The organism is Glutamicibacter sp. NPDC087673, assembly GCF_044743255.1.
In the GTDB taxonomy this organism is placed as follows: domain Bacteria; phylum Actinomycetota; class Actinomycetes; order Actinomycetales; family Micrococcaceae; genus Glutamicibacter.
This window is the reverse complement of record NZ_JBIUWB010000001.1, coordinates 646,372-669,059: the sequence shown is the minus strand read 5'-3', so window position 1 is coordinate 669,059 and position 22,688 is coordinate 646,372. Positions and strand designations below refer to the sequence as shown.

Here is a 22,688-nt window from a genome sequence, read left to right as displayed (position 1 = left end):
CGCTTGAATCGAACGCGGCCGGGATTCTTGATTCAGGCCGCGGCCAGCAATGCAACCGGACTCAAAGCCGTTGCTCCTGCGAAGTATGGGTGGTGTGGTGGTGCTAGTGACTGAAAAAATTTGTCACTCGAAACCCAAATCAGGTACTGGCTCTAACTGGTTCCGGTTCCGGGCAGGCCCTCATCTTGGCCGAGCCCCAGTACTCGCCGCACTTCGGGGGTCAATTGCACCTTGCAGGCCGCAGCCTCCTGGGGACGTTGAGGACAATGATCGTTGACATGATCAAATTTCTCCACGTTGTCCACGCTCTCGGGAACCGTGATTGACCGCAGCCCGTGCGGAGATACCCACGTCTTGGAGCCATCCGGGCAAGCGAAGACCTTCCAGCCAAGCGCGTGCTTGTACATCTGATGCTGCTTGCACAAGAGATGGGTGTTCTGCCGGGTAGTGTGGCCGCCCTGTCCATACGCTTCGATGTGATCAATTTCCGAACGATCGGGCAGGCGGCGGCAACCAGGGAAACCGCAATGCTGGTCGCGGTAACGCAGCAAATCGCGCAACCCCTGGGAAGGCCGATATTTCTTGGGCTCCACATCAATTGCGGCTCCCGTCCACGGGTCGGTCAGAACGCGCTGGAACGACGGAGCATCCGCGGCGATTTCCAACGCTACGCCGATTGGGATCGGCCCGTAACCTTCCAAATCAGCGAGGGCGCGAGCGGGATTCACGAGCATTTCAATGGCTGGGATCGTGATGGCAACCCGTGGCTTCAGCGGCATGCCTTCCGTTCCGGGCCAGCCATGCAGATACACGTCCGCAAGCACATCGGCTTCAACCTGCGTTTGCGTGCGCAGATCCTTGGAATCAGTGATCTGGGCGGCTGCCTGCTTTATCGAGTTGCGAATCGAATGGATGACATCAGCTCGGTGATGCAGCTGCAAGGTAGCCATGCCATTCTCCTCATTCCACACCTTGAGATTACGGGCTGCGAATGCGTTCTTCTGCCGGTTCTCTGCCGAATTGGGATTCATCCGGTCGTGAAAGCGACGGGCCCGCTGGTAGACGGTTTCGTCGCAGGCTGTTCTTGCCAGAGGCAGCAAATTTTCCTCCATGCGGCCGACCTGCTCCGGGGAAAGGTCTTGCGAGTATTTGACGATGTCGTGGGCGGCCTTAACGGTAATCTCACCTGCAGCGAGCGCGGCAAGGGTGGCTTTGCAGGCGTGGCGCAAGCCCTTGGCATGGAACATCCGTTTGCTGGCTTTACGGACGGATTCGCGCAATGCGACAGCTGACTCAGCTACGAAATTGGAGTTGATGACCTGCTCGCTGCCACGGTCTATGCCATAGTATTCGGCACTCTTGCTGGCTTCGGCTTCTTCGTCTGGAGTGTGGGCATGCTCGGTGGCAATCAGGTCATTGAAAGACGCGCTGACCTGCTCGACTCCGTCTGCCAGCAAAACGCAGATAGCGGCTTCAGCGCTGCTCATCAGGCGTTGGAGTTTCTTCAGGCGCTCCAATGCGTCTCCGGGCCCATCCACGGGGCCCGCATTGAATAGTTCGTCGGCAACCTGCTTGATGGGTCCGAAGAACAACTGATGCTCGCGATGGGCGTCGAGCGCTGACGCTCTGTGCGACTCCATGCGGGTGCCCGGCGGGCGCAGTGGAAGGCGATGTTCATCGTCGTGATCGTCTAGATATGCGGGAATAGTCATAGTTAACGTTCGCGCAGATTATCGACAGTATCTTCTGGTTCGAAACCAATTGTGGATAAGTTCTAGAAAGTTTATACGAATGCGATTAAGCGTGATTCCGGCGCGAAAATCGCTGGACCAGGGAAGGCAGTAATGGGTGCCGTGCTAGTTGCTAGTTGGATGCAGGGGGCGCGGCGGACGGGTGAAGGCAGTTCGGATGCCAAGGGCTGCCATGGCTGCGAGTATGGCAAAGGCGAGGACGCTGGCCATGTACAGGGGTGCGGCTAGATCCGCGGCGGCATCGGCGTTCCAATCGGCAAAGGTGTCGCCCACCGAGTTCATATTGGCGAAGGAAGCGAAGAAATAGGCTGGTGCGCCTAAGGCAATGATCAGGCTCCAAGCTCCGATAGCCGCCCAGGCGGGCAGCTTGCGTCCGGCGGAAACTACCGTAACGAGCCAAGAGATGGCGAGGGCGGTTCCAATGGCTGCGAAGACCCACCCTCCAAGCGAGTCGTAATTCTGGTCCATTGAGGCCATCTCGGAAATGGTTTCATCGAGGGAGAGTCCACTTGCTGCGGTCACGGCCCAATTGTTCATGAGCAGTGAGCCGTAAGCCGCGTAAGCCATGATCATGGCGAACCCGGAGATAGCTAGAAGTTTACGCATGTCAGTAGCCTAACAGTGCACTAGTCAACTCAGCGGTAAAATCAATAGGCGTATGAGTTGGGCGCCCATGCTACGTCCTTGCACGATCAAGCTGTCCTGAGGCCAGCTGCCTGTATTCCAGTGCAAGAATCCGTGAATCAGATGCCCTTAGTCGGTAAGGTGCATTATGGGCCGATCGGGAGCCCAAAGCGATCGCGCGAGCGACATCACCCAGCGCCGCAATGCAGCGCCAACCGTTAGAAGGAGACTAGGGATGATCTTCACCAAAAAAGGCGACGCCGCAGTTCTGGCCAAGCTCAGCACAGCTCCAGCACCCTATCGCGAGATTGCCGAACGGCTTCACGCCATAATCATGCAGAGTGCACCATCGCTGGAGCCGATCGTCCGCTGGGGACTTCCGTTTTACGTCCGGGATGGCAAAGACGTCTGCTACATCAAGCCTGACAAGGACTTCGTAGGTTTCGGTTTTGGAGAAGTCGTGAATCCAGCCTACGAGGAAGGCTCCCGCATGCATCCAGTTGCATGGACTATCACCTCGCTGGATTCTGCAACGGAAGACAGGATCCGGGAACTGGTGACGAAGGCCGCGGGCTGATCCCGAGCAAGCTAGCTGGCCGCAAGATGAACAGTGCGCCCGCTGCAGGCAGCCGCATTGCCTGGAGTCCGTCCTCAAGTGCGCCGAAGGTCCCGGCAGCGCCATTGCTGTCGGGACCTTCCACTTCGCGTCGGTAGCGCTGGGAACAGAAGCCTAGGCGGCAAGCATCGAGATGCCGTGCTCCTCTTCTGGCATCCATCCGGTCCAGGCCCAGTGGTTCTGGGGTTCGTTGGCATCGGCAGCTCGGTGCGCGATGGATTGGGGTTGGAACTTCCCGGCTGGATCGTTCAGTGTTGAAGCATTCATGCTGCACTCCCATTGGATTGGCGGGTGTTGGCCCGTTCGGCGAGGTTCCGGGTACGGCAACGGCGGGGGTCCGGCCAATGTGGACTGGTCCCCCGCCGTGTTGAGGCGCGCTGGGGCTTACTTCACAGGGTCGAGCACGAAGTCGTAGGTGACCTGCTTGCCGTTGCCCGATGCTGCTGGCTGCACGTCGAGCATCAGTTCCGGCTTCACCGCGGTGGCGATGTCGTCGTCGTTGTGCGCATCGCCCGGGAAGTACAGCTGGGCGGTGAGCAGCTCGTGGCCCTCGGCGGAGACCTTCAGGTGCAGGTGCGCTGGGCGCCACGCGTGCCAGCCGGCGGCGGCGATCAGCTGGCCGCAGGCACCGTCGGTCGGGATCTGGTACGGGGCTGGCTGCATGGTGTTGATCTGGAAGTTGCCTTCCTCGTCAGCAATGAAGGTGCCGCGCAGGTTCCACTCGGGGATGCCAGGAGCGAACTGCGAGTAGAAGCCCTCTTCGTCTGCGTGCCACAGCTCGATCTTGGCGTTCTTCAGCGCCGAGCCGTCGGTTGAGCGGACCTGTCCCTGGAAGAGCAGGTTGGTGCCCTTCTCGTCCTCGCGCATCGAGATGGTGGCAGGGGTGTTCTGCGAAGGCGCTTCGGGCACGTAGTAAGGGCCTTCGATCGAGCCCTTGTTGCCTTCGCGGTGGTCGGTGGCGACCTCTTCCACCGAGTGCTCCAGCCACACGTCCAGGAACAATGGCCATTCGCCGTCGTCGCCAACCTTGATCAACCATGCCTTCAGGGCATTGAACTCGTCGTAGCTCACGCGTTCTTCGAGGATGATGTCGTTGGCGGCCTTGACGAGCTTGGAAGCAAGCATGTTCACGCGCTCGGTGGAGGTCGCGATGCTGCCGAGCTTGCCGGAGTTGCGGAAGCTGTCGGTGGCGGCGTTGCCGGACTTGGCTGCAGTTGCGTCTGCTGGAGTTTCAGTGGTCATGGTGACTCCCCTAAATTATGTGGTGTGGCGGATGCGGATCCATACTGTGACCCCCATCATCCCGGGTGATTGATATTCAATGTAGTGCAGCGTCTATGCCAAGTGAAATACTCATTTGGTGGTCATTGGAACGTTTTGAATATCAATGCTTGTGGGCTGGGACACGGAGGGAATCCGCCGGTCCGGAAAAGTCCTAGGCCAGCGAATTCGGATGCTTGGCCAGCGCGGTGACCTTGATCTTCATGTACGGGTACATCGGGAAGCCGCTGAGGATTTCGTGCAGTTCGTCGTTGGATTCGACGTTGTACAGCGAGTGGTTCGCGTACTCGCCGACCACGCGCCAGATGCCCTGCATCTTGCCGCTGCGCTGCAGGCTTGCGGAGTACTCCTTTTCCCGGGCCTGGAAGTCAGCGACTTGCTCATTGGTCAGGTGGTCCGGGAAAACAACGTCCATACGGGCGAGGAACAACATGGGGATCTCCTTTAGTTCGAGGTGGAAAGCACGTGGTCCTGGCGGTAGCGCGCCAGCTTGGATTCGTCGATGGCGGCGCCCACGCCGGGCACGGTGCGCACCGGAATGCGGCCGTTGACGATCTGCAGCGGCTCGGCGAGCAGGTCATCGGCCATGTCCAGGAAATTGGACAGTTCGCCGGCGCGGCGGCTGGTGGCTTCGAAGGCCGCGCCGAAGGTCACCGTGGCCAGCGAGCCGACCTGGGTGTCGATCTGGTTGCCCATGGTGACATCCACGCCCAGCCCGGTGCACAGGCCCAGGATTTCGGTGGCTTCGGTGAAGCCCGAGCGGGCGGTCTTGATGCAGATCGCGTTCGCTCCGCCGGAGAGCAGCTCGCGCGAGGCATCGCCCGCGGTGGGCGCGGACTCGTCGGCGACGATCGGGATCGGGGAGCGTTCGACCAGGCGGCGTCGGCTCATCGCTTCCTTGGCATCGCACGGCTCTTCGAGCATGGTCAGACCCAGGCCCTCGGTCTGGCGCAGCACCTCCATGGACTCGTTCGCGCTCCAGCCGCGGTTGGCGTCCAGGTAGAGCTCCACGTCCTCGCCCAGCCCTTCGCGCAGCACGCGGCAGGCCTCGATGTCCAGGGCGAGCGGGCGGCGGCCGACCTTGAGCTTGAAGGTGGTGATGCTGTACTGCTCGCCGAAGCGCAGGGCCTCGTCGAGCAGCGCCTGGGCGGGCTTGAAGCCGAGCATGTGGCTCACGCGCATCGAGTCGGTGAAGCCGCCAAGCAGCTTGTGCACCGGCGTGCCCAGCGCCTGGCCGAGGGCGTCCCAGATGGCGATGTCGATCGCGCCCTTGGCCACCTGGTTGTGGATGGTCCTATCCAGCACCTGGCGGATCTTGGCGCGGTCCATGATCTCCAGGCCGATCAGCTGCGGGGCGAAGACATCCTGCACGATCGCGACGATGGACTTCTGCGTCTCGCCGTAGGTGTACGGGCGCGGCGGGGCGTCGGCGGTGCCGATCACGCCTTCGTCGGTGTGCACGCGGATGAGCACGTGCTCCGCGGTGTGCACCTCGCCGCTGGCAAAGCGCAGCGGGTGGTTGTAGGGGATGGCGTAGGGGATTGTTTCAATCCGCTGGATTCGCATCGGGGTCCAGCCTTTCTAGGGGGTTGAGCAATGTGCAAAGTTCCAGGAAGTTGCGCACCAGCGCAGACTCGTTGCCGGCCTTCCAGGCGATCGCCAGGTCGACGGCCGGTGCGTTGCGCAGCGGCCGGAAGGTGATCCGGGTGCTGTGCGGCAGGTAGTGGGTGGTGGGCAGCAGCCCGATGCCCAGGCCCGCGGCGACGAAGGTGAGCAGGGTGGAAGTCTCGCTGGCCACCTGCGCGATCTGCGGGGCGAAGCCCACGCGGCGGCAGGAGTCCATGATGATGTTGTTCACCGCGGAGGATGGCGGGTAGCAGATGAACTTCTCGCCAGCCAGCTGTTCCAGGTCCAGCTCATCGTGGGCGGCGAGCGGGTGGCCCAGCGGCAGCGCCACGGCCAGGTGGTCGCGGTCCAGCAGCATGTAGTCCACCTCGGTGCCGCGCACCGGCGGGCGCAGGATAGCCAGGTCCAGGCGTCCCTCGACCAGTCCCTCGACCATCTGCGGGGTGAGCATTTCGCCCTGCACATTCAGCTGCAGGCCCGGCATCTGCTGGGAGCTGGCTTCGATGAGCTTGGGCATGATGCGCGAGGTGGCGCTGCCGGTGGAACCCAGTCGCAGCACGCCCAGCGCGCCTTGGCCCACGGTGCGCACATCGCGGGAGAGCTGGTCGAGCTCTGCAAGCAGGATGCGTCCGCGGAGCAGCAGCAGCTCGCCGGCGTTGGTCAGTTCCACCTTGCGCGTGGTGCGGATCAGCAGCTGGGTATCCAGGGTCTCTTCGAGCTGCTTGATCTGCTGGGAGAGCGGGGGCTGCGCGATATGCAGGCGCGCCGCTGCGCGGCCGAAATGGCGTTCTTCGGCGACGGCGACAAAGTAGCGAAGTAGTCTCGTGTCCATGGTGCTCCGATCGTCGGACCGCGCGTCGAATGCGCAGAAGACGCTTGCTGGCAACTCTAACGCGGCAGTCCAAGAGGGTGAAATACTTATTCTGGGTCGATTGAGAGTCTACAAGTATGAATTCTTGGGTCGCACTGTATTCAACGATTGATTTCCAGACCGGAATCACGCCGGGAGGCACTGGACTGCCATGGACCGCCACGGCCCCATGTCGCCACTTGGCCACCAGCACGGCTCCTTCCTGGTGCTTGGCAGCGGGACAGCTCGCGGCTAGGGTGTGAATGTGACGCTGGGCACATGTTTCGTGTCCGCGCAGATTCCGACGAGGCGATCCATGAAGGGGTACGCAGATGAAGGCTTATGCCCAGGGCGAGAGCGGACCGCAGCTGATCGAAGAGACGATCGGAGCCAGCTTCGAACGCACCGCAGCCCGCTTCGGCCCGGCAGAAGCACTGGTCGAAGCGGCCAGCGGACGGCGTTGGTCATGGAATGACCTGGATGCGCAGATCAACGCCCTGGCCAAGGGCCTGCTGGCCGCCGGCCTGGAGGCGGGAGACCGGGTGGGCATCTGGGCGCCTAACTGCGCGGAATGGGTATTCGCGCAATACGCCACCGCGAAGATCGGCGTCATCCTGGTCAACGTCAACCCTGCCTACCGCACCCACGAATACGCCTACGCGGTCAACCACTCCGGGGTGCGCCTGCTGCTGGCGGTCTCCGAATTCAAGACCAGCAACTACCGTTCGATGGTGGAGGCGACCCGCGCCGACACCCCGAGCCTCGAACGCGTGGTCTACGTGGACACCGGGGACTTCGCGCAATTGCTGGCCGAGGGCGAGCAGGTCAGCGACGAGGAGCTGGCCGGGCATCTGGCGGCCACCAAGCCCGGGGACCCGATCAACATCCAGTACACCTCGGGCACCACCGGCTACCCCAAGGGCGCGGTGCTCAGCCACCGCAATATCCTGAATAACGGCTACCAGGTCACCGGCATGATCGACCTGGACGAGCACGACCGGCTGTGCATCCCGGTGCCGTTCTACCACTGCTTCGGCATGGTGATGGGCAACCTGGGCTGCACCTCCCGGGGCGCGACCATCGTCATCCCGGCCCCGGGCTTCGATGCCGACACCACGCTGAGGGTAGTGGCGGAGGAGAAGTGCACGGGCCTGTACGGGGTGCCCACGATGTTCATCGCCATGCAGAACCTGCCCAATTTCAAGGACTACGACCTCTCGTCGCTGCGCACCGGCATCATGGCCGGATCCATCTGCCCGGTCGAGGTGATGCGCCGCTGCATCGACGAGATGGGCATGGACGGGGTGTCCATCGCCTACGGCATGACCGAGACCTCGCCGGTCTCCTGCCAGACCCGCAGCGACGACGATATCGAGCGCCGCACCTCCACCATCGGCCGGGTGCACCCGCATGTGGAAATCAAGGTGGTGGACCCGGTGAGCGGCGAAACCCTGCAGCGCGGGGAAACCGGCGAATACTGCACCCGCGGCTACTCGGTGATGCTCGGCTACTGGAACGACGAAGACAAGACCCGGGCGGCCATCGACGACGAGGGCTGGATGCACACCGGCGACTTGGCGGTGATGTGCGAGGACGGGTACTGCACCATCGTGGGCCGCATCAAGGACATGGTGATCCGCGGCGGGGAGAACATCTACCCGGCGGAAATCGAGGAATTCCTCTACAAGCATCCGGATATCGAGGACGTGCAGGTGATCGGGGTGCCCGATGAGAAGTACGGCGAGGCGGTCTGCGCCTGCATCCGCATGAGGGACGGCCGCGAACCCCTGGACGTTGCGGCCATCGGCGAATACTGCACCGGGCATCTGGCGCATTACAAGATCCCCGCCTACGTGCAGATCCTGCAGGATTTCCCGACCACCGTCACCGGGAAGATCCGCAAGAACCAGCTGCGCGAGGATGCGGCGAAAGTGCTCGAACTGTAGCCAAATGCCACCAGGCAGGGGCGCAAGGCACAGCGTTGCTTTGGGTGGAGGTGACCTTGGACATAAATACTGCGTCGATGATTTTTCCGACTGCTAGTTTTCCAAGTAGCTTGCCTTGGGCAAGCCTGGCATGATTCGCTGATCCAGATCAGGTCCAGGCCAGGGGTTGCCAAGGAATCCGAACGTGAATGGGGCGCGTACTTGCAGAAACATTTCAGCCGCTTAGTGGGCATCGCTGTCATTTTGATCGTCGTTCTCGCGGCCTCGCTCTTGGCCTGGGCGTTGAGCATGAGCGGGAAGCCTGCGCTGATGTGGAACCCGATCGAGGTCCATATCGGAAAACTCTGGACTACTTTCTACAGCACCGAGCTGCCGGATCTGTCCATCCTCGCTTTCGCCGTCGCCGCAGCAGTCTTCCTGGTGCTGCTGGTGGTCCTGGGCGAACGCTTTGTCACCTGGCGCTATCGCCGGACGCCGATCCAGAAATCGAGCCGGCCGCTGGCGCCCAAAGCGGTGATGGCCCGGACGCGGGGCATCTACGCCGGGCCGGTGACCGTGACCGTGCTGATCCCGGCGCACAATGAAGAAGCCTCCCTGCCGTACACCCTGAAAGCACTGGAAGAGCAGAGCTTTGCCCCCTCGCGCATTATCGTGGTTGCCGACAACTGCACCGACCGGACCGTGCAAGTTGCCCGCGAGCACGGGGTCGAGGTGTTCGAATCGGTGGAGAACAAGCACAAGAAGGGCGGCGCGCTGAACCAGGCGCTGCACTCCATCCTGCCCGGGATGGGCGATAACGACTGCGTCATGGTGATGGATGCCGACAGCCAGATCGGCGCGGACTTCCTGGCAACCGCCCGGGACCGCTTCACCTGGGACCGCGCGCTGATGTCCGTGGGCGGGCTGTTCCACGGAGAAGAGGGCCATGGGCTGATCGGCCAGTTCCAGCGCAATGAGTACACCCGCTACCAACGCGAAATCGGCCGTCGCGACGGCCGGGTCTTCGTGCTGACCGGTACGGCCTCGGTATTCCGCGCGACGGCCCTGCGCGAAGTGGCTGCGGCGCGCGGGAGCATGCTGCCGGGCACCTGCGGCGAGGTCTACGACACGGCGGCTCTGACCGAAGACAACGAACTGACCATCGCGCTGAAAACCCTCGGTGCGCTGACCACATCGCCGCAGGACTGCACGGTGGTCACCGAGCTGATGCCCAACTGGAAGATGCTGTGGGCGCAGCGGCTGCGCTGGCAGCGCGGAGCCTTGGAGAACCTGGGCGCGTACGGAGTCACCCCGCAGACCACGCGGTACTGGGCCCAGCAGATCGGCATCGGCTACGGCGTGATCGCGCTGTTCAGCTATTTCGCGCTGATGATCATCATGCTGGTCTCCATGGACAACTGGGTGTGGTTCCCCTTCTGGATGCTGCTTGGAGCGCTCTTCGCTGTCGAGCGCGTGGTCACGGTCTGGCACGGCGGCTGGAAAGCCAGGATCATTGCCGCGCTGGTGATTCCGGAATTGGTCTATGACGCCTTCCTGGACCTTGCGTTCCTCAAGGGCGTAGGGGATATCGCGTTTGCCCGGAGCGCGGATTGGAAGCACGTCGACCACGCGGGCGCCGCACGTAAGGAAAGCACCTCATGATGAACCACCTCGTCCAGATTCCACGTGGAATCATTCTTCCCGAGAGCGTTCTGCTCAGTGATTGGTTCGCGGTGCTCGCTTCGTTCGTCGCGATCAACACCGTGCTCTATCTGGTTCTGGGACTGGCCAAGCTGCTGCCGGTGATCCGGATCCGCAGCTCGCGGGGACGGGAACGGCGCTCAGAAACCCGGAATATCGATCCCGAGGCGTCCGTGTAGCTCATGCATCGCAGCTGGCAAGCCCGCAAGCTCTATGCCCGGGCTGAAATAGAAGCCCTGCGCATAGTCGAAGTCCAGCTTCCGGGCCAGATCCAGATGTTCACCGGTTTCGATCCCCTCGACCAGAGTTCTGGCACCGATCTCGCGGGCAGCGGCCAGCAGGATGCCAACGTGTTCGCGAGCCTGCGTAGATGCCAGGTAGTGGATGAAAAGCGAACGGTCCAGCTTCACAATGTGCGGCTTCAGCCGGAGGATGCGCCCCCGCGTTGCATAGCCGATGCCGGCATCGTCAACCAGCAGCAGGCAGCCGAGCTCATCTGCATGGATGCGGGCGGCATCGCAAACTTCCGGCGCGGACTGCTCGTGCAGTTCCAGGCCCCAGAGCAGCCGGGGATCGAGTGCCGGCTCTGAGTGCGCGAACGCCCTGATCGCTGGACCCGAAGCATTCATGGTGAGCAGCAGCCCGTCGGGCAGGCCTTGGCTGGATTCGACGATGCGCTCCAGGGCGCGAAGCTCCAGTTCAACCAGGTTGCCTTCGGCCCGGGCCGCGGAGAAATGCTCGTCAGGGCTGCGCCCGTCGCTGAAGCGCGCCAGTGCCTCGAAACCCAGCAGCGTTGTGGAACGCAGGTTGATCAGTGGCTGGAATACGAACTTCATGGACTACCTAACCTGGCGGTGTGGGCTGGCAACTTGATTGCTGATTAGGCTGTTGCTACGAATGAGATCTTACCGCGCCACTGGCCGGGATCACGCGGTTAAGATGAATTTAAGAGAAAGCGGGTGATGGCATGCCGAGGACAATGGATCGGCGGTCAAACGACGACGGAATTTGGTGGAGCCGGTTCCTGCCAGCCAGGCTCCGCCGCATCAAGCGATTGGAAGTGGCTGTCACAGGGATGGTGGCAGTTTTCCTGCTGCTTTTCTATGTGCTCAACCTGGGCAATGATTTCAGCTCTCCGCTCTTCCAGAAGCTGGCGGTAGCCAGGGTTGCCGGGGCGCTGGGGCTGGTGATCGCCGTGTGGTGGATGCTGGATCGTTTTCCGTTGTGGATCGCCTATCTCGGGGCCTTGGCCGAACTCTCGGCCTTCGTGGTCTTCGTGGGTTTTTCGCTCAACCATGAGCAGATCGTCTTCAGGCTCCAGGAATTTCCGCTCATCGCACTGTACATGTCGTGGCTCTTTCCCCCGGCCGTCACCCGGTGGACCATCTACCCGATCATGGCTTTCACGATTCCCTACTCGGTGTTCTCCGGCCCTGCTGTGGGCACCGAGCACCAAAGCGGGCTGTTGAACGTGCTGAGCTTGGTCTTCTTCACCGTCGCCGGGATGTTCGTCGGCCTCTACGTCAAGCGCCGGTTCCGCCAGCAAACCCAGATCGACGCATTGACCGGGGCCTTGAACCGCGTCGGGCTGGCCGTGCGCGGCGATGCCGCCTTGCTCTCCTCCCGGAAATACCGCAGGCCCCTGGCTGTGGCGCTGCTGGACCTGGACGGATTCAAGGAGATCAACGACCAGGGCGGCCACGAAGCCGGGGATCTTGCCTTGAAGCAACTGGTACGGCATCTGCGCAGTGCCACGCGGGCAGGGGACCTGGTCTGCCGCTTGGGCGGCGATGAATTCGTGCTGGTTTTCCCTAATACGACCCGTGGCCAGGCTCAGGTGCTGATGGAGCGCATCGAGTGTTCATCGCCGCTGGCGTGGAGTTTCGGAACGGCAGAAGCCCGCACGGATGACAACTTGAGCACGATGATTCTCCGTGCCGACCGGGACATGTACTCCTCCAAGCGCCTGCGGACGGCCGAACGCGGGAAGAGCGCGGAGGGAAGCTGAGCTCCGTGCCCTAGTTCAGCTTCCCGCCCAGGCGGTCCTGCATCTTCTGGCTGGCCTCGTTCAGGCCGCGGATTTCCACGGTTTTCCCGTAGTTCTGGTACTTGGTGCGGATCGAGTCCAGGGCGGCGATGGTCGAGGCGTCCCACAGGTGCGAATCGGACATGTCGATGATGACCTTCTCGGGGTCCTGCGCGTAGTCGAACTGGGTGTACAGGTCGTTCGAGGAGGCGAAGAACAGTTCGCCGTTGACCTTGTACACGGCGGCATCCGGGGTTGCGCTGCGATCCACGGTGACCATATGCGCCACGCGATTGGCGAAAAGCACCATCGCCGAGAGGATGCCCGCCCCTACGCCGATGGCCAGGTTGCTGGTGATCACGGTGAGCGACACGGTGATGGCCATGACGAAGGTTTCGCTCTTGGGCATCATCTTCAGCGTGCTCGGTCGGATGGAATGCCAGTCGAAGGTGGTCGCCGAAACCACGATCATCACCGCCACCAGGGCCGCCATCGGAATCTCCGCGACAATGTCGCCGAGCAGCACCGCGAGCAGCAGCATGAAGATGCCGGCGAAGGCGGTGGAGATGCGGGTGCGCCCGCCGGAGACCTTCACGCCCACCATGGTCTGGCCGATCATCGCGCAGCCGCAGATGCCGCCGAAGAAGCCGGTGACGATATTCGCGGTGCCCTGTGCCCAGGACTCGCGGGTCTTGCTCGACGGGGTATCGGTGATGTCATCGACCAGCTTGGCGGTCAGCAGCGATTCGAGCAGCCCTACGAAGGCCACCGCGATCGCGTAGGGCGCGATGATCTGCAGGGTCTCCAGGTCCAGCGGCACCCCGGGCAGGTGGAAGATCGGCAGCGAATCAGGCAGGTCGCCCTTGCCGCCCACGGTCGGAACGGCGACCTTGGCAAAGATGGTGATCGCGGTGAGCACCACGATGGCGATCAGCGGAGCCGGAACCGCCTTGGTGATCTTCGGGAAGAAGCACACGATGGCCACGCCCAGGATCACCAGCGGGTAGACCATCCACGGGACATTGCGCAGCTCGGGCATCTGCGCCCAGAAAATCGAGATGGCCAGGCCGTTGACGAAGCCGATCATCACCTGGCGCGGGATGAAGCGCAGCAGCTTGGCCACGCCCAGCAGCGCCAGGGATACCTGGATGATGCCGGCCAGGACCACCGTGGCGAAGAGGTATTCCACCCCGTGGGTGCGAACCAGCGGTGCGACCACCAGAGCCACCGCGCCGGCAGCTGCCGAAATCATCGCCGGGCGCCCGCCGGTGATCGCGATGACCACCGACATCGTGAAGGACGCGAAGATGCCCACGCGCGGGTCGACTCCGGCGATCACGGTGAAGGCGATGACCTCGGGGATCAGTGCCAGGGAGACTACCAGGCCGGCGAGCAGCTCTGTCTTGAGCAATCGCGGGGATTTCAGGGTGCGCAGCACCGACTGTCGTTGCAGGGGCGTCAGTTCAGCGGTCGCGGTACTCACCGGGGCTCCGTTTCGTCAGATGTCCCAGGGAAGGGAAATTGGGAACCCGTCTACGTTATCGCACCTATGCCCGATTGGGCTCAGGGCTGCAGATCGGACGCAGGCGCTGACCGTCATTCGGGAGGCACGCGCTCGCCGGTTGGGAGAATGAACAGATTGCTCAACAGTCAGAGCCCAGGCCTGGTACTCTCCACGAGGTCTTTACTGAGAAAGCACCGTTTCCTGCCAAATTACGCTGCGGAGCCAATCAATCCACGGTGGGTTGTGGTTACGACTACTGAATGTTCCTATCGACGAGATTTCCATTCCGCTGTCGAAGTTTCGTGGTGACGAGCGGTGCATGCTCGAATCCACATGGAGGAAGGTCGGTACTTTATTCGCACGGATTTCATCAGTGCTGCGCGGTCCTGCGAATCGTTACTTTGGTGCCGGTGAGGGGTGAATATCAAAACTGCCGTCACAACCCTGCTGTGGGTCTAAGTCGGAGAAATTGAAGCGCACGGTAGGCACAGCCGACTTATTTAACTGCTGAACCAGATCGTATGGCCTCCATCGGCATGCCACATGACCGGAGGCCAAATGCAGTGTCTGAATCACAATATTGAATTGTAGGCTCGATGGCTCGTCTGCTGGTCTGACAGTCGGTTGCATGAGCAATGCTGAAAATTTCAGCGATGTTCGGTACGGGTCAACCTGTCTCCTTTGGTGCGGCCATCATCACGCTGAGAAGCCACGCCTGGTTTGCCCCCTTTTCACGTTCGGCAACTTCACATACTGGCGTAAGGAACTGGATGCTTATCACAAAAGCTCGCCGACACCGCGAAGGTTTATTTCACCGAGGCTGACTCTGTGCAGATATTGACCCGGTGCTTCTTGCTCAGCGGTGTCCCGACTGCAATATAGGCCTGTAGGCTGTGGGGACTCCATGATTCCGAAGATTGGATTCCCATCGCCATCCTCGTCGTACGGCAATAAAGTAGTATGCGTGAGATACAGAATGCCGCCCCCTGTTAGTTCCATGCCTTCAGTATTCTGGACCTTCCGAGCTTCCCAGCTGACTTGAGTTTCTGGGTACTTTTCCTGAATCTCATAGCATTCACGCTCACTGGCCACGATCGCAATTATTGGCTCTATGTGTTCTAGATCTGGAAACGGGCTGGGTTGTTTACCGTAGACAACGAAAACCATCAGTTCCTCTGAATATTTCGATCTAAGACGATTCTTGATTTTTGTCAGGATATTGCTTAGAGGCGGCATCGAACCCCCTTCTGCACAGGAGCATAAGCATCAGCATAGTAAGTCTTGCCATTGTAGACAATTGTTCCGAGGGTGCGACCTGACCAAGTGGTCGTTTTTGCAGATTTACATGTCAGCGCGTGATTTGTCTGCTGGAAGACAGTCGGGTAGTAGGTGCCATTATGTTTACCAGCTTTCATCTTTTGGGCTGGCTGGCCAATCGCGCGACCACCCTTGACCCACCACGCAAGCCGCTTAAAACGTGCCTGGGAAGAATGGTGGATCGCAGTGACTTTCTTGGTGCAATAGGTAGTGGATTTGAAGCCACCCGTCTCGTACTTCCCGGATTTTCTGGTGTGAAAACCTTCGGCCACGATCTTGCAAGGCCCATAGTTAACCTTTGCCATGGTCCCCACGTTGAATCCCGCTTGACGCAGTTCATCCATCATGTTCATTTTGGCTACTGCTTCGGCAGGTGATGCCGCTTCAATGTAGTTGGATTCTGCAGAGGTCTTTTCGGAGAAAAAATCTTTCGTTGAAAGGGCGTATTCCGAGGACTGCTGCAACGTGTAGGTTTCGCCAACCGGAGTTTCAACAGCTTGCGCCGTCCCTGGCGATACAGTCACCAAAGACAATGCAAGGGGTAATGCGACAAAGGAAAATTTCATCATTATGGTCTAAGTTGAATATTAAACATTTAGATATAAATGGGACGTTTTTATTATCGATAGTAGTGTAACCGATTTTCGAGAATCTACCATTGGTCCAAGTCCGCACATGGAATTTAGGTTCCACGGCCGCGGGGTGCGGTTATTAGGAACTTTGGCCATTCTGATACCCCTGGTAGCCCTGATCGCAACTCTCCTTCCATGCCGTAATCATGATGCCCAAATTCTCCTTCGCACGGTCGATGCCGTTGGTTACGAGATCTTGGGCCGCGCCTTCGTATTTCTCGATGGTTAGACATAAGGTTCTGCTTACAAGGAGCCCATAACCGTCAGCCGGAGCTGCGATATAGGAGTCAAGCGAAATTAATAGTCACAATTCAGTCACTCCGGATGTTTTAAGCCCGACGTTAACGCATATAGGACAGGCTCGACTTAGCCCCTCAGCCGACCGATTCACATCGGGGTCACTAAATCAGGTCGCAGATGGCACCTAGATCGTAAGACTTGTGGACGGACCAGGCTGTTGCCGAGGACCGCGGATAAAAGTATTGAGAAATTCAGGACATGATAGCCCCGGGGGGCGAATCGGGGTTAGATTCACGAACGACTTTCAATGCCAAAATGTATACCCTTTTCGATATGTCCATCCATGAAAGCGTGTGTGAGCGGAGCCAAAAGTTGCAGGTGAGCGAGCTGCGATCGACCGGAACAAGTGTTTGCCGAACGTGGGGTATCGTCATGGTAAGTAGTGCCTCCGAGGTGGAACAAGGGCAAGGCGCTATTGAGGCCAGAGGGCGGGTCGTTGATCCAATCTGTTCAATAAAGGGCGAGTGGCTCTGTAGGGCAGCTCACTTAAAGTGGGCACCCAACTACCCGACTATCCGCCGGCCGGTTAAAATCGTAACCCCGGCGAATTGCTTTGCCGGGGTTACTCGATCATCACTCGCACCTTCATGAGGTATTTACCACTGTAGGGTGCAAGGCTATGCCGGCGCTGAGCGCCAACTGCAGGTTTGGGGAATTGCTTCAACTCCATGAGGGCGGGCCGCAGGGCCGGCGGACTGCTGGACACGAGCAAAAAGGTTTTGGATACAGAAACTGGCACTGTCGCAAGACCGACAGTGCCAGTTTCTACGTCATCACTCGCACCTTCATGAGGTACTTAATACTCTAAGTTGGCATTCTGTGGATGCGGTAAGCATGCACTGCGCGTAGGCCATGGATCCCTGGAGGTGAACTAGATCTTCTCCGGGGCGGGCTTGGCCAGTGCCGGGATGCACAGGGCGATCAACCCCGCCAGCAAGGAGATTCCCGCACCGAGCCACAGGGTCATGTGGAACCCGGCTTCGGAGGGCAGCACCGTGCCGTGGAAGTCGGTGGTCATCTGGGCCAAAACCAGGCCAATCACTGCCGCACCCGAGGTGGTACCCAGCGAACGCATCAGGGTGTTGAAGCCGTTGGCGGCACCGGTTTCGCTGCGTGGCACTGCGCCCATGATGATGGCTGGCATTGCGCCGTAGGCCAGGGCCACGCCAGAGTTGATGACCAGGCTGGTGATCAGCAGGCCCCAGAGGCTGCCCATGCCAATCTGGCCTACCGCGTAGCCTGCGGACATGATGAAAATACCCAGCACCAGGGTGAACTTTGGGCCCTTGGCGCTGGTCAGTCGACCGCCCACAGGGGAGAGGAAGAGCATCATCAGGCCGGCTGGAGCCATCCAGAGGCCGGCGGCCAGTACGCCCTGCCCCAGTCCGTAGCCTGCCTCGGTAGGCATCTGCAGGATCTGCGGCATCACCAGCGAGCTGGAATACATGCCGAAGCCCACGAAGATCGAGGCGATATTGGTCAACAGCACCCGGGGTATTGCGGCGGTGCGCAGGTCCACCAGCGGTGCACTGGTGCGTAGTTCCCATACTCCCCACAGCAGGAAGACGATGACCGCGCCGATCAGCAGGCTCAGTACCAGCGGGGAAGCCCAGCCCCAGGTGGAGCCCTTGGAAACGCCGAGCATCAGGGCGATCAAGCCGATGGCCAGGCCGATGGCACCAAGCCAATCGAAGCGGGTTTTCGCGCCGATGGTTGGAATTGCCGGAATGAACTTCAAGATCAGTGCGGCCACCACAACGGTAATCGCCGAACCGAAGAAGAACAGCACGCGCCAGGAAGAGAACTCGATCAGCGCTGCGGAGAGCGGCAGGCCGATCGCACCGCCCACACCAAGGGTGGCTGAAACCGTGGCGATGGCTGCCGGCAGATGCGCCTTATCCACGAGGTCGCGCAACATTGCGATACCCAGAGGGATCATGCCTGAACCAAAGCCTTGCAAGGCCCGGCCGATGATCATGACGGTGACATTTGGTGCCAGGGCACAGATGATTCCACCGAGGATCAGCGGGATGGCCAGGATCAGGATCATTCGGCGTTGGCCGAACATATCACCGAGACGACCGGAAATCGGCATCACTACGGCAGCTGCCAGCAGGGTCGCGGTGATGATCCATGCGGTGTTATCCGGTGAGGTGCTGAAGATTCCAGGCAGCTGGGGGATCAGTGGGGCAACCATCGTCTGGGTGAGCGATGAGGCGATGCCTGCCGTGGCGAGGATGCCGACGGCGAGTCCGGATTTCGGATGTCCGGTGGGGGTGGGGTTGGGCACAAGAGCCTTCCGGGATAAATGTGTAAGCTACATACTGTATGTATTTTACACATTGGAGAAGTTCGGAATGAAGCGCCATCTGGAACAGATCGAATACGAGCAGCTCATGCTCAGCCGCTACACCATCGCGCAGCAGCGCCAGTTCGGTGGTGTCGATCGCAGCGTGTACCTGCTGATGAGTCGCATTCAGGCCCAGGGTCCGCTGAGTATCGCGGAACTAAGCCACGGGCTGAGGCTGGACAACTCCACCCTGCAACGCCAGGTAACCCATGGAATCGACGATGGCTACCTAGAACGCATCGCAGATCCCGATGGCCATATTGCGCGTAAGATCACGCTGACCGACCTGGGGTTGGCGAAGCTGGAGCATGCCCGCGAAGTAACCCTCCATGCCCTGGATCGAATCCTGAATGAGTGGGAGGCTGAGGACGTTGAGCAGTTCGCCGGCTACCTGCAGCGCTTCAACGCTTCCATCGAGGAGTACCGCGACTCCCAGCGGGACTAATCACGAACTTGGTTAAAGAAAGATTCCCGCCGGGCAATATCCGACGGGAATCCTTACGATCATCACTCGCACCTACAAGAGGTGTTTTAAACTCTAATGCCGCTTTCTGTGCCATTCCTTTGGCAGAGCTAGCTATTAGCGATGCACTTGAAAAGCATCTGCGAGCCAGACAAATGCACATAAGCAGGCCCCGAACTTCGCTCGAACTACAGTCAAAAGACCATAGGTGCAGGTCTCAAGAGTGCCTAGGCTGATGGGTATGACTTCAACCCAGCATTCGATGCCCTGCAAGGTGGCCATTGTGCCCGACTCCTTCAAGGGAAGTGCCCGCGCCAGCGGGGTAGCTGCGGCCTTGGCACGAGGCTTCAGCAAGGGTGCGGCTAGCCGGTCGCGGGCGGTCGAGATTACCGCGGTGCCCTTCGCCGACGGCGGCGAGGGAACCCTTGAAGCGTTGATCGACACCTGGGGGACCGAGGCGATCGCACTGGAGACCACCGACGCCTTGGGGCGCCCGGTCACCTCCCGGCTGGGGCTTTCGGCCGACGGGAAAATCGCGGTGGTGGAAGCGGCCGAAGCAGCCGGGTTGCCGCAGGTGAGCGACGTGCCACGGCAACCACTGGATGCCACTACCTATGGGTTGGGCACACTGGTATCTCACGCGCTGGACCTAGGGGTCGCCCGGATCATCCTGTGCCTAGGCGGTTCAGCAACCACCGATGGCGGAACGGGTTTGCTCAGCGCACTGGGCGCAAAATTCTTGGACGCCAACGGGGAGCAGCTTCCCGCAGGGGGCGGGGCACTGAACCAGCTGTCGCGGATCGACGTTTCGCAGCTGGATGCCCGGGCCGGGCAGGTTAACTGGCAAATCGCCTGCGATGTCACCAACCCGCTACTGGGCGCCAAGGGTGCGGCTGCGATCTTCGGTCCGCAAAAGGGCGCCAGTGAAAATGATGTCCAGATTCTGGATAAGGGGTTGGCGCAACTGGCCGATGTTTTGGAAGCCAATACCGGCCGGGCACTGCGTGAGCAGCCGGGCATGGGGGCTGCCGGCGGGATTGCGGTGAGCCTAGGGTCCTACTTCGAGGTGGAGCTGGTGCCGGGCTGGGATTTGGTGGCCAAGGTACTTGGTGCCCATGAAATTCTGGCCGACGCTGACCTGGTGATCACCGGTGAAGGCCGGCTGGATGCGCAATCCTTGGACGGCAAGGTAGTTTCCGGGGTGTTGCAGGCTGCCGGTGAACAGGCCGAGGTGATCGTGGTGGCCGGTTCGGTGCAGCTGTCCGATGAGCAGCTGGAGGCCTCGGGAATCCTGGCCGCGTACTCGATTGCGCCAGGTCCGGCCACGCTGGCAGAACTTTCAGCAGACACCATGGAGCTAGCCGAGCGCACAGCTTTCAGCGTGGCCCGAACCTTCCTGCGCTAGGCGCTAGAAAATATCCAGCTTGAGCAGGCCGGCATCCAGAATAATCTTGGCCGAAGCCTCATAGTGGGTTCGCAAGCGCGCAGCCAAGGCAGGTGCATCCCGATCAAGTGCCGCCTGCAGCATGGCCTCATGCTCGGCCTCAACATTTCGGTGCGTGGCACCCTGCGAAGCGGCCGCCCAACGCCGGTAGAGCAAGGTGGAATTGGCCAGGTTGGCCGACAGCTCAAGGATCGGCGGGCAGGCGCATGGAGCCAGCAGCAGCTGATGGAAATCGCGGTGCGCCTTACCCCATTCAGGGGTGAACTGCTCCGGGTTATCTTGTTGCCGGCGCGGTGCCTTGGACAGCCTGTAATGCGTGGCAATCAGCGCGGACTCCCACTCCAGATCCCCGCGGGTGATGGCCAGATTGACCGCCAATTCCTCGGTGACACAGCGCAGCTCAGTCTGATCCTGCAACTGCTGCAGGTTCAGCTCCGGTACGAAAAATCCGCGGTTGGGGATCGCCGCCACCAAACCCTCACCGGAAAGCCGGGTGAGGGATTCGCGGATAACGGTGGTGCTGGTGGAAAAACGCTGGGCCAGATGCGGGGGAGCAAGGCGCTCGCCGGGCATCCACGCGCCATCAAGGATGGCTTCGCGGATGCCGGACAGGGCAGCTTCTGCTGGCCTAGCCACGAGTTCCTTGTTTGGCGGCACCGAAGGTGCGCAGCACGGTGGCCTTGGCGCTGAGCGCTTCCAGAAGTTGGTCGACCTCGCGTGCTGGTGCAATGCCTGCTACATAGTAGTCTGGACGCACCAGCAGTACGGTACCGGTGGCGGTATCGAAGACCCGGTTGATGTCCTTGGCCCTCACGCTATCGCCGTCCTGATTGGTGAAGACCAGCTGGGATCCGGCAGCCACCTCAATGGTGTTCCAGCCGGCCGACAGCAGCTCGTCGAGCATCACAGTGGCGCCATTGACCTCAAGGTTTGGCTGCGGAAGCATGCGACCGGCAAAGTTCTGGGCCAGGTGCGGAACCCCGGAAACCGGTGCGGCGACGGTGCCGGTGGTGTAGTGAGGCTGCTTGAGGAAGCGCATGCCGGTTAGCCAGCGGTTCAGCGGTGGGATGATGCGGGTGCTGGTGACCACGGCATCGCGCACGCGGGTGATCACGGGGTTGGTGTTCATCACTACCCAGCCGATGCGCTTGGAAAGCTTGACCATTTCCTCGGCATGCGGGCGACGCTCGGTTTCGTAGTCATCGATGAGCACTTCGCTTGCGTCACCCTTGATGACCGCGGCCAGGCGCCAAGCAGCACCCACGGCGTCGCGGATGCCGGCGTTCAGCCCCTGCCCTGCGAAGGGCGGCATCAGGTGCGCGGCGTCGCCGGCCAACAGGATGCGTCCCTTGCGGTAGGTGTCGGCGATGCGCTGGTGTGCGGTGTAGACCGCGGCGCGGCGTACGGAGACCACGTTGGTGTCCTGGAATGGTGCGACCAGGGCGGTGATGGATTCGGGGGTGATCATCGCGTCGCCATCTTCGTGATCGAAGAGCATGAATTCATAGCGGCGGCGGCCACCGACCCCGGGGACCACTACGGCCGGGCGCTGCCCGTTGCAGTGGAAGGACGCGAAAGGTTCGGGGTTGCCCGGCACATCCAGCAGATCCACCACGATCCAGCGTTCGGTTTGGGTGGAACCCTGCAGGCCGATGCCCAGTTCGCGTCGGGTGAAGGAGCGACCGCCGTCGCAGGCAAGTACCCATTTGGCTTTGAACTCGAGGGCGGTTTCTTCGCCTTCTGCTACTGCGTAGGGGTTCTGCCCGGTGTCTGTTGCCTTGGAGCCGTTGAATCCGGTGGTGGCTTCGCCGGTGCGGGTGGCGTGCACGATCACGTGGTCGGCATGCTGTTCGATCCTGGTGGCCGCGGTGGCGTAGTGCAGGCCCAGGTTCTGGCGCAGTGTGGCGGCCTCGTAGAGCAGGCCTTCCATGATTGGCTGGTCGAACTGGCTCTTGCCGGGCTGACCTAGGCGGGGTTTGCCGGGGCGAACGTCGGCAATGACCTTGCCGCCCAGGCCGAAGTAGCGGGCACCGGTGTCCATGAGCATCTGCGGTCCCAGCTCATCCATGATTCCCAGGTGCGCCATGACGCGCAGGGTTTCATCGGTGGCGCTGATGGCACGTGGCTCATCGCCACTGCCCGGGTTCTTTTCGATCAATGCAACCTGCAGGCCGGCATCTGCCAGCAGGTTGGCGGCGGTCAGGCCGGTGGGACCCGAGCCGATGACCAGGACGTCGATTTCATGAGACTGTGCCACTGCCCGCTACTTCCTTTGTGC

The 22,688-nt window shown here is 60.9% G+C and carries 21 protein-coding genes; 7 read left to right on the top strand and 14 right to left on the bottom strand.

What is annotated here, in order from left to right; translation table 11 throughout:
* Window positions 1-152: 152 nt before the first annotated feature.
* Together ACIOTL_RS03150 and ACIOTL_RS03145 are read right to left on the bottom strand one after the other, a co-directional pair.
* On the bottom strand, window positions 153-1,712 hold the full coding sequence (locus ACIOTL_RS03150; protein ID WP_400341765.1) for a DUF222 domain-containing protein: 1,560 nt from the start codon (window positions 1,710-1,712) through the stop codon (window positions 153-155).
* A 144-nt stretch (window positions 1,713-1,856) separates the two neighbouring features.
* Window positions 1,857-2,357, bottom strand: a complete 501-nt coding sequence (locus ACIOTL_RS03145) for a hypothetical protein (protein ID WP_400341763.1) — start codon at window positions 2,355-2,357, stop codon at window positions 1,857-1,859.
* 253 nt (window positions 2,358-2,610) lie between these two features.
* On the opposite strand from ACIOTL_RS03145, the gene ACIOTL_RS03140 reads away from it, so the two are divergent.
* Entirely contained in the window at window positions 2,611-2,952 is a 342-nt protein-coding gene (locus ACIOTL_RS03140; protein WP_400341761.1) for a DUF1801 domain-containing protein, read from the top strand.
* Between the two features lie 153 nt (window positions 2,953-3,105).
* On the opposite strand, the gene ACIOTL_RS03135 is transcribed toward ACIOTL_RS03140, so the two are convergent.
* From ACIOTL_RS03135 to ACIOTL_RS03115, 5 genes are all read right to left on the bottom strand, one after another.
* Window positions 3,106-3,258 carry a hypothetical protein gene (locus ACIOTL_RS03135; protein ID WP_400341759.1) on the bottom strand — a complete coding sequence of 51 codons (153 nt, stop codon included), beginning with the start codon at window positions 3,256-3,258 and terminating at the stop codon, window positions 3,106-3,108.
* A 117-nt stretch (window positions 3,259-3,375) separates the two neighbouring features.
* Window positions 3,376-4,233 carry a catechol 1,2-dioxygenase gene (gene catA / locus ACIOTL_RS03130; protein ID WP_388024814.1) on the bottom strand — a complete coding sequence of 286 codons (858 nt, stop codon included), beginning with the start codon at window positions 4,231-4,233 and terminating at the stop codon, window positions 3,376-3,378.
* A gap of 193 nt (window positions 4,234-4,426) precedes the next feature.
* On the bottom strand, window positions 4,427-4,705 hold the full coding sequence (gene catC, locus ACIOTL_RS03125) for a muconolactone Delta-isomerase (protein WP_105656482.1): 279 nt from the start codon (window positions 4,703-4,705) through the stop codon (window positions 4,427-4,429).
* A gap of 11 nt (window positions 4,706-4,716) precedes the next feature.
* Window positions 4,717-5,838 (bottom strand): enolase C-terminal domain-like protein, encoded by a 1,122-nt coding sequence (locus tag ACIOTL_RS03120; protein WP_400341757.1) that lies wholly within the window; start codon window positions 5,836-5,838, stop codon window positions 4,717-4,719.
* Window positions 5,819-6,730 (bottom strand): LysR substrate-binding domain-containing protein, encoded by a 912-nt coding sequence (locus ACIOTL_RS03115; RefSeq protein ID WP_400341755.1) that lies wholly within the window; start codon window positions 6,728-6,730, stop codon window positions 5,819-5,821. The genes ACIOTL_RS03120 and ACIOTL_RS03115 overlap by 20 nt, the downstream gene beginning before the upstream one ends.
* 350 nt (window positions 6,731-7,080) lie before the next feature.
* Between ACIOTL_RS03115 and ACIOTL_RS03110 the strand changes: the two genes are divergently transcribed.
* The 3 genes from ACIOTL_RS03110 to ACIOTL_RS03100 all read left to right on the top strand — a co-directional run bounded on the left by ACIOTL_RS03110 (window position 7,081) and on the right by ACIOTL_RS03100 (window position 10,553).
* Entirely contained in the window at window positions 7,081-8,694 is a 1,614-nt protein-coding gene (locus ACIOTL_RS03110) for an AMP-binding protein (RefSeq protein ID WP_400341753.1), read from the top strand.
* Between the two features lie 225 nt (window positions 8,695-8,919).
* Window positions 8,920-10,335: a glycosyltransferase family 2 protein gene (locus ACIOTL_RS03105; RefSeq protein WP_332498165.1), complete on the top strand. Its 1,416-nt coding sequence runs from the start codon at window positions 8,920-8,922 to the stop codon at window positions 10,333-10,335.
* Entirely contained in the window at window positions 10,332-10,553 is a 222-nt protein-coding gene (locus tag ACIOTL_RS03100) for a hypothetical protein (RefSeq protein ID WP_286172179.1), read from the top strand. Before ACIOTL_RS03105 ends, ACIOTL_RS03100 begins: the two co-directional genes overlap by 4 nt.
* Here the strand turns inward: ACIOTL_RS03100 and ACIOTL_RS03095 are convergent.
* Entirely contained in the window at window positions 10,515-11,210 is a 696-nt protein-coding gene (locus ACIOTL_RS03095) for an EAL domain-containing protein (protein ID WP_400341751.1), read from the bottom strand. The two genes, ACIOTL_RS03100 and ACIOTL_RS03095, sit on opposite strands and share 39 nt — an antisense overlap.
* A gap of 224 nt (window positions 11,211-11,434) precedes the next feature.
* Between ACIOTL_RS03095 and ACIOTL_RS03090 the strand changes: the two genes are divergently transcribed.
* The gene (locus ACIOTL_RS03090) at window positions 11,435-12,382 is read left to right on the top strand and encodes a GGDEF domain-containing protein (protein WP_400341749.1); all 948 of its coding nucleotides are present in this window, start codon (window positions 11,435-11,437) and stop codon (window positions 12,380-12,382) included.
* A gap of 10 nt (window positions 12,383-12,392) precedes the next feature.
* Here the strand turns inward: ACIOTL_RS03090 and ACIOTL_RS03085 are convergent, their stop codons facing one another.
* From ACIOTL_RS03085 to ACIOTL_RS03070, 4 genes are all read right to left on the bottom strand, one after another.
* Window positions 12,393-13,883 (bottom strand): SulP family inorganic anion transporter, encoded by a 1,491-nt coding sequence (locus ACIOTL_RS03085; protein WP_400341747.1) that lies wholly within the window; start codon window positions 13,881-13,883, stop codon window positions 12,393-12,395.
* A gap of 798 nt (window positions 13,884-14,681) precedes the next feature.
* On the bottom strand, window positions 14,682-15,140 hold the full coding sequence (locus ACIOTL_RS03080; protein WP_133833883.1) for a hypothetical protein: 459 nt from the start codon (window positions 15,138-15,140) through the stop codon (window positions 14,682-14,684).
* Window positions 15,128-15,790 carry a hypothetical protein gene (locus tag ACIOTL_RS03075; RefSeq protein WP_400341745.1) on the bottom strand — a complete coding sequence of 221 codons (663 nt, stop codon included), beginning with the start codon at window positions 15,788-15,790 and terminating at the stop codon, window positions 15,128-15,130. Before ACIOTL_RS03075 ends, ACIOTL_RS03080 begins: the two co-directional genes overlap by 13 nt.
* Before the next feature lie 1,234 nt (window positions 15,791-17,024).
* On the bottom strand, window positions 17,025-18,443 hold the full coding sequence (locus tag ACIOTL_RS03070) for an MFS transporter (RefSeq protein WP_400341743.1): 1,419 nt from the start codon (window positions 18,441-18,443) through the stop codon (window positions 17,025-17,027).
* A gap of 67 nt (window positions 18,444-18,510) precedes the next feature.
* On the opposite strand from ACIOTL_RS03070, the gene ACIOTL_RS03065 reads away from it, so the two are divergent.
* Window positions 18,511-18,948 (top strand): MarR family winged helix-turn-helix transcriptional regulator, encoded by a 438-nt coding sequence (locus ACIOTL_RS03065; RefSeq protein WP_105656474.1) that lies wholly within the window; start codon window positions 18,511-18,513, stop codon window positions 18,946-18,948.
* Window positions 18,949-19,207: 259 nt separating this feature from the next.
* Entirely contained in the window at window positions 19,208-20,371 is a 1,164-nt protein-coding gene (locus tag ACIOTL_RS03060; RefSeq protein ID WP_400341741.1) for a glycerate kinase, read from the top strand.
* Window positions 20,372-20,374: 3 nt separating this feature from the next.
* On the opposite strand, the gene ACIOTL_RS03055 is transcribed toward ACIOTL_RS03060, so the two are convergent.
* Together ACIOTL_RS03055 and ACIOTL_RS03050 are read right to left on the bottom strand one after the other, a co-directional pair.
* Entirely contained in the window at window positions 20,375-21,046 is a 672-nt protein-coding gene (locus tag ACIOTL_RS03055) for a GntR family transcriptional regulator (RefSeq protein WP_105662279.1), read from the bottom strand.
* Window positions 21,039-22,667 carry an FAD-dependent monooxygenase gene (locus tag ACIOTL_RS03050; protein WP_400341739.1) on the bottom strand — a complete coding sequence of 543 codons (1,629 nt, stop codon included), beginning with the start codon at window positions 22,665-22,667 and terminating at the stop codon, window positions 21,039-21,041. The genes ACIOTL_RS03055 and ACIOTL_RS03050 overlap by 8 nt, the downstream gene beginning before the upstream one ends.
* Between the last annotated feature and the right edge of the window lie 21 nt (window positions 22,668-22,688).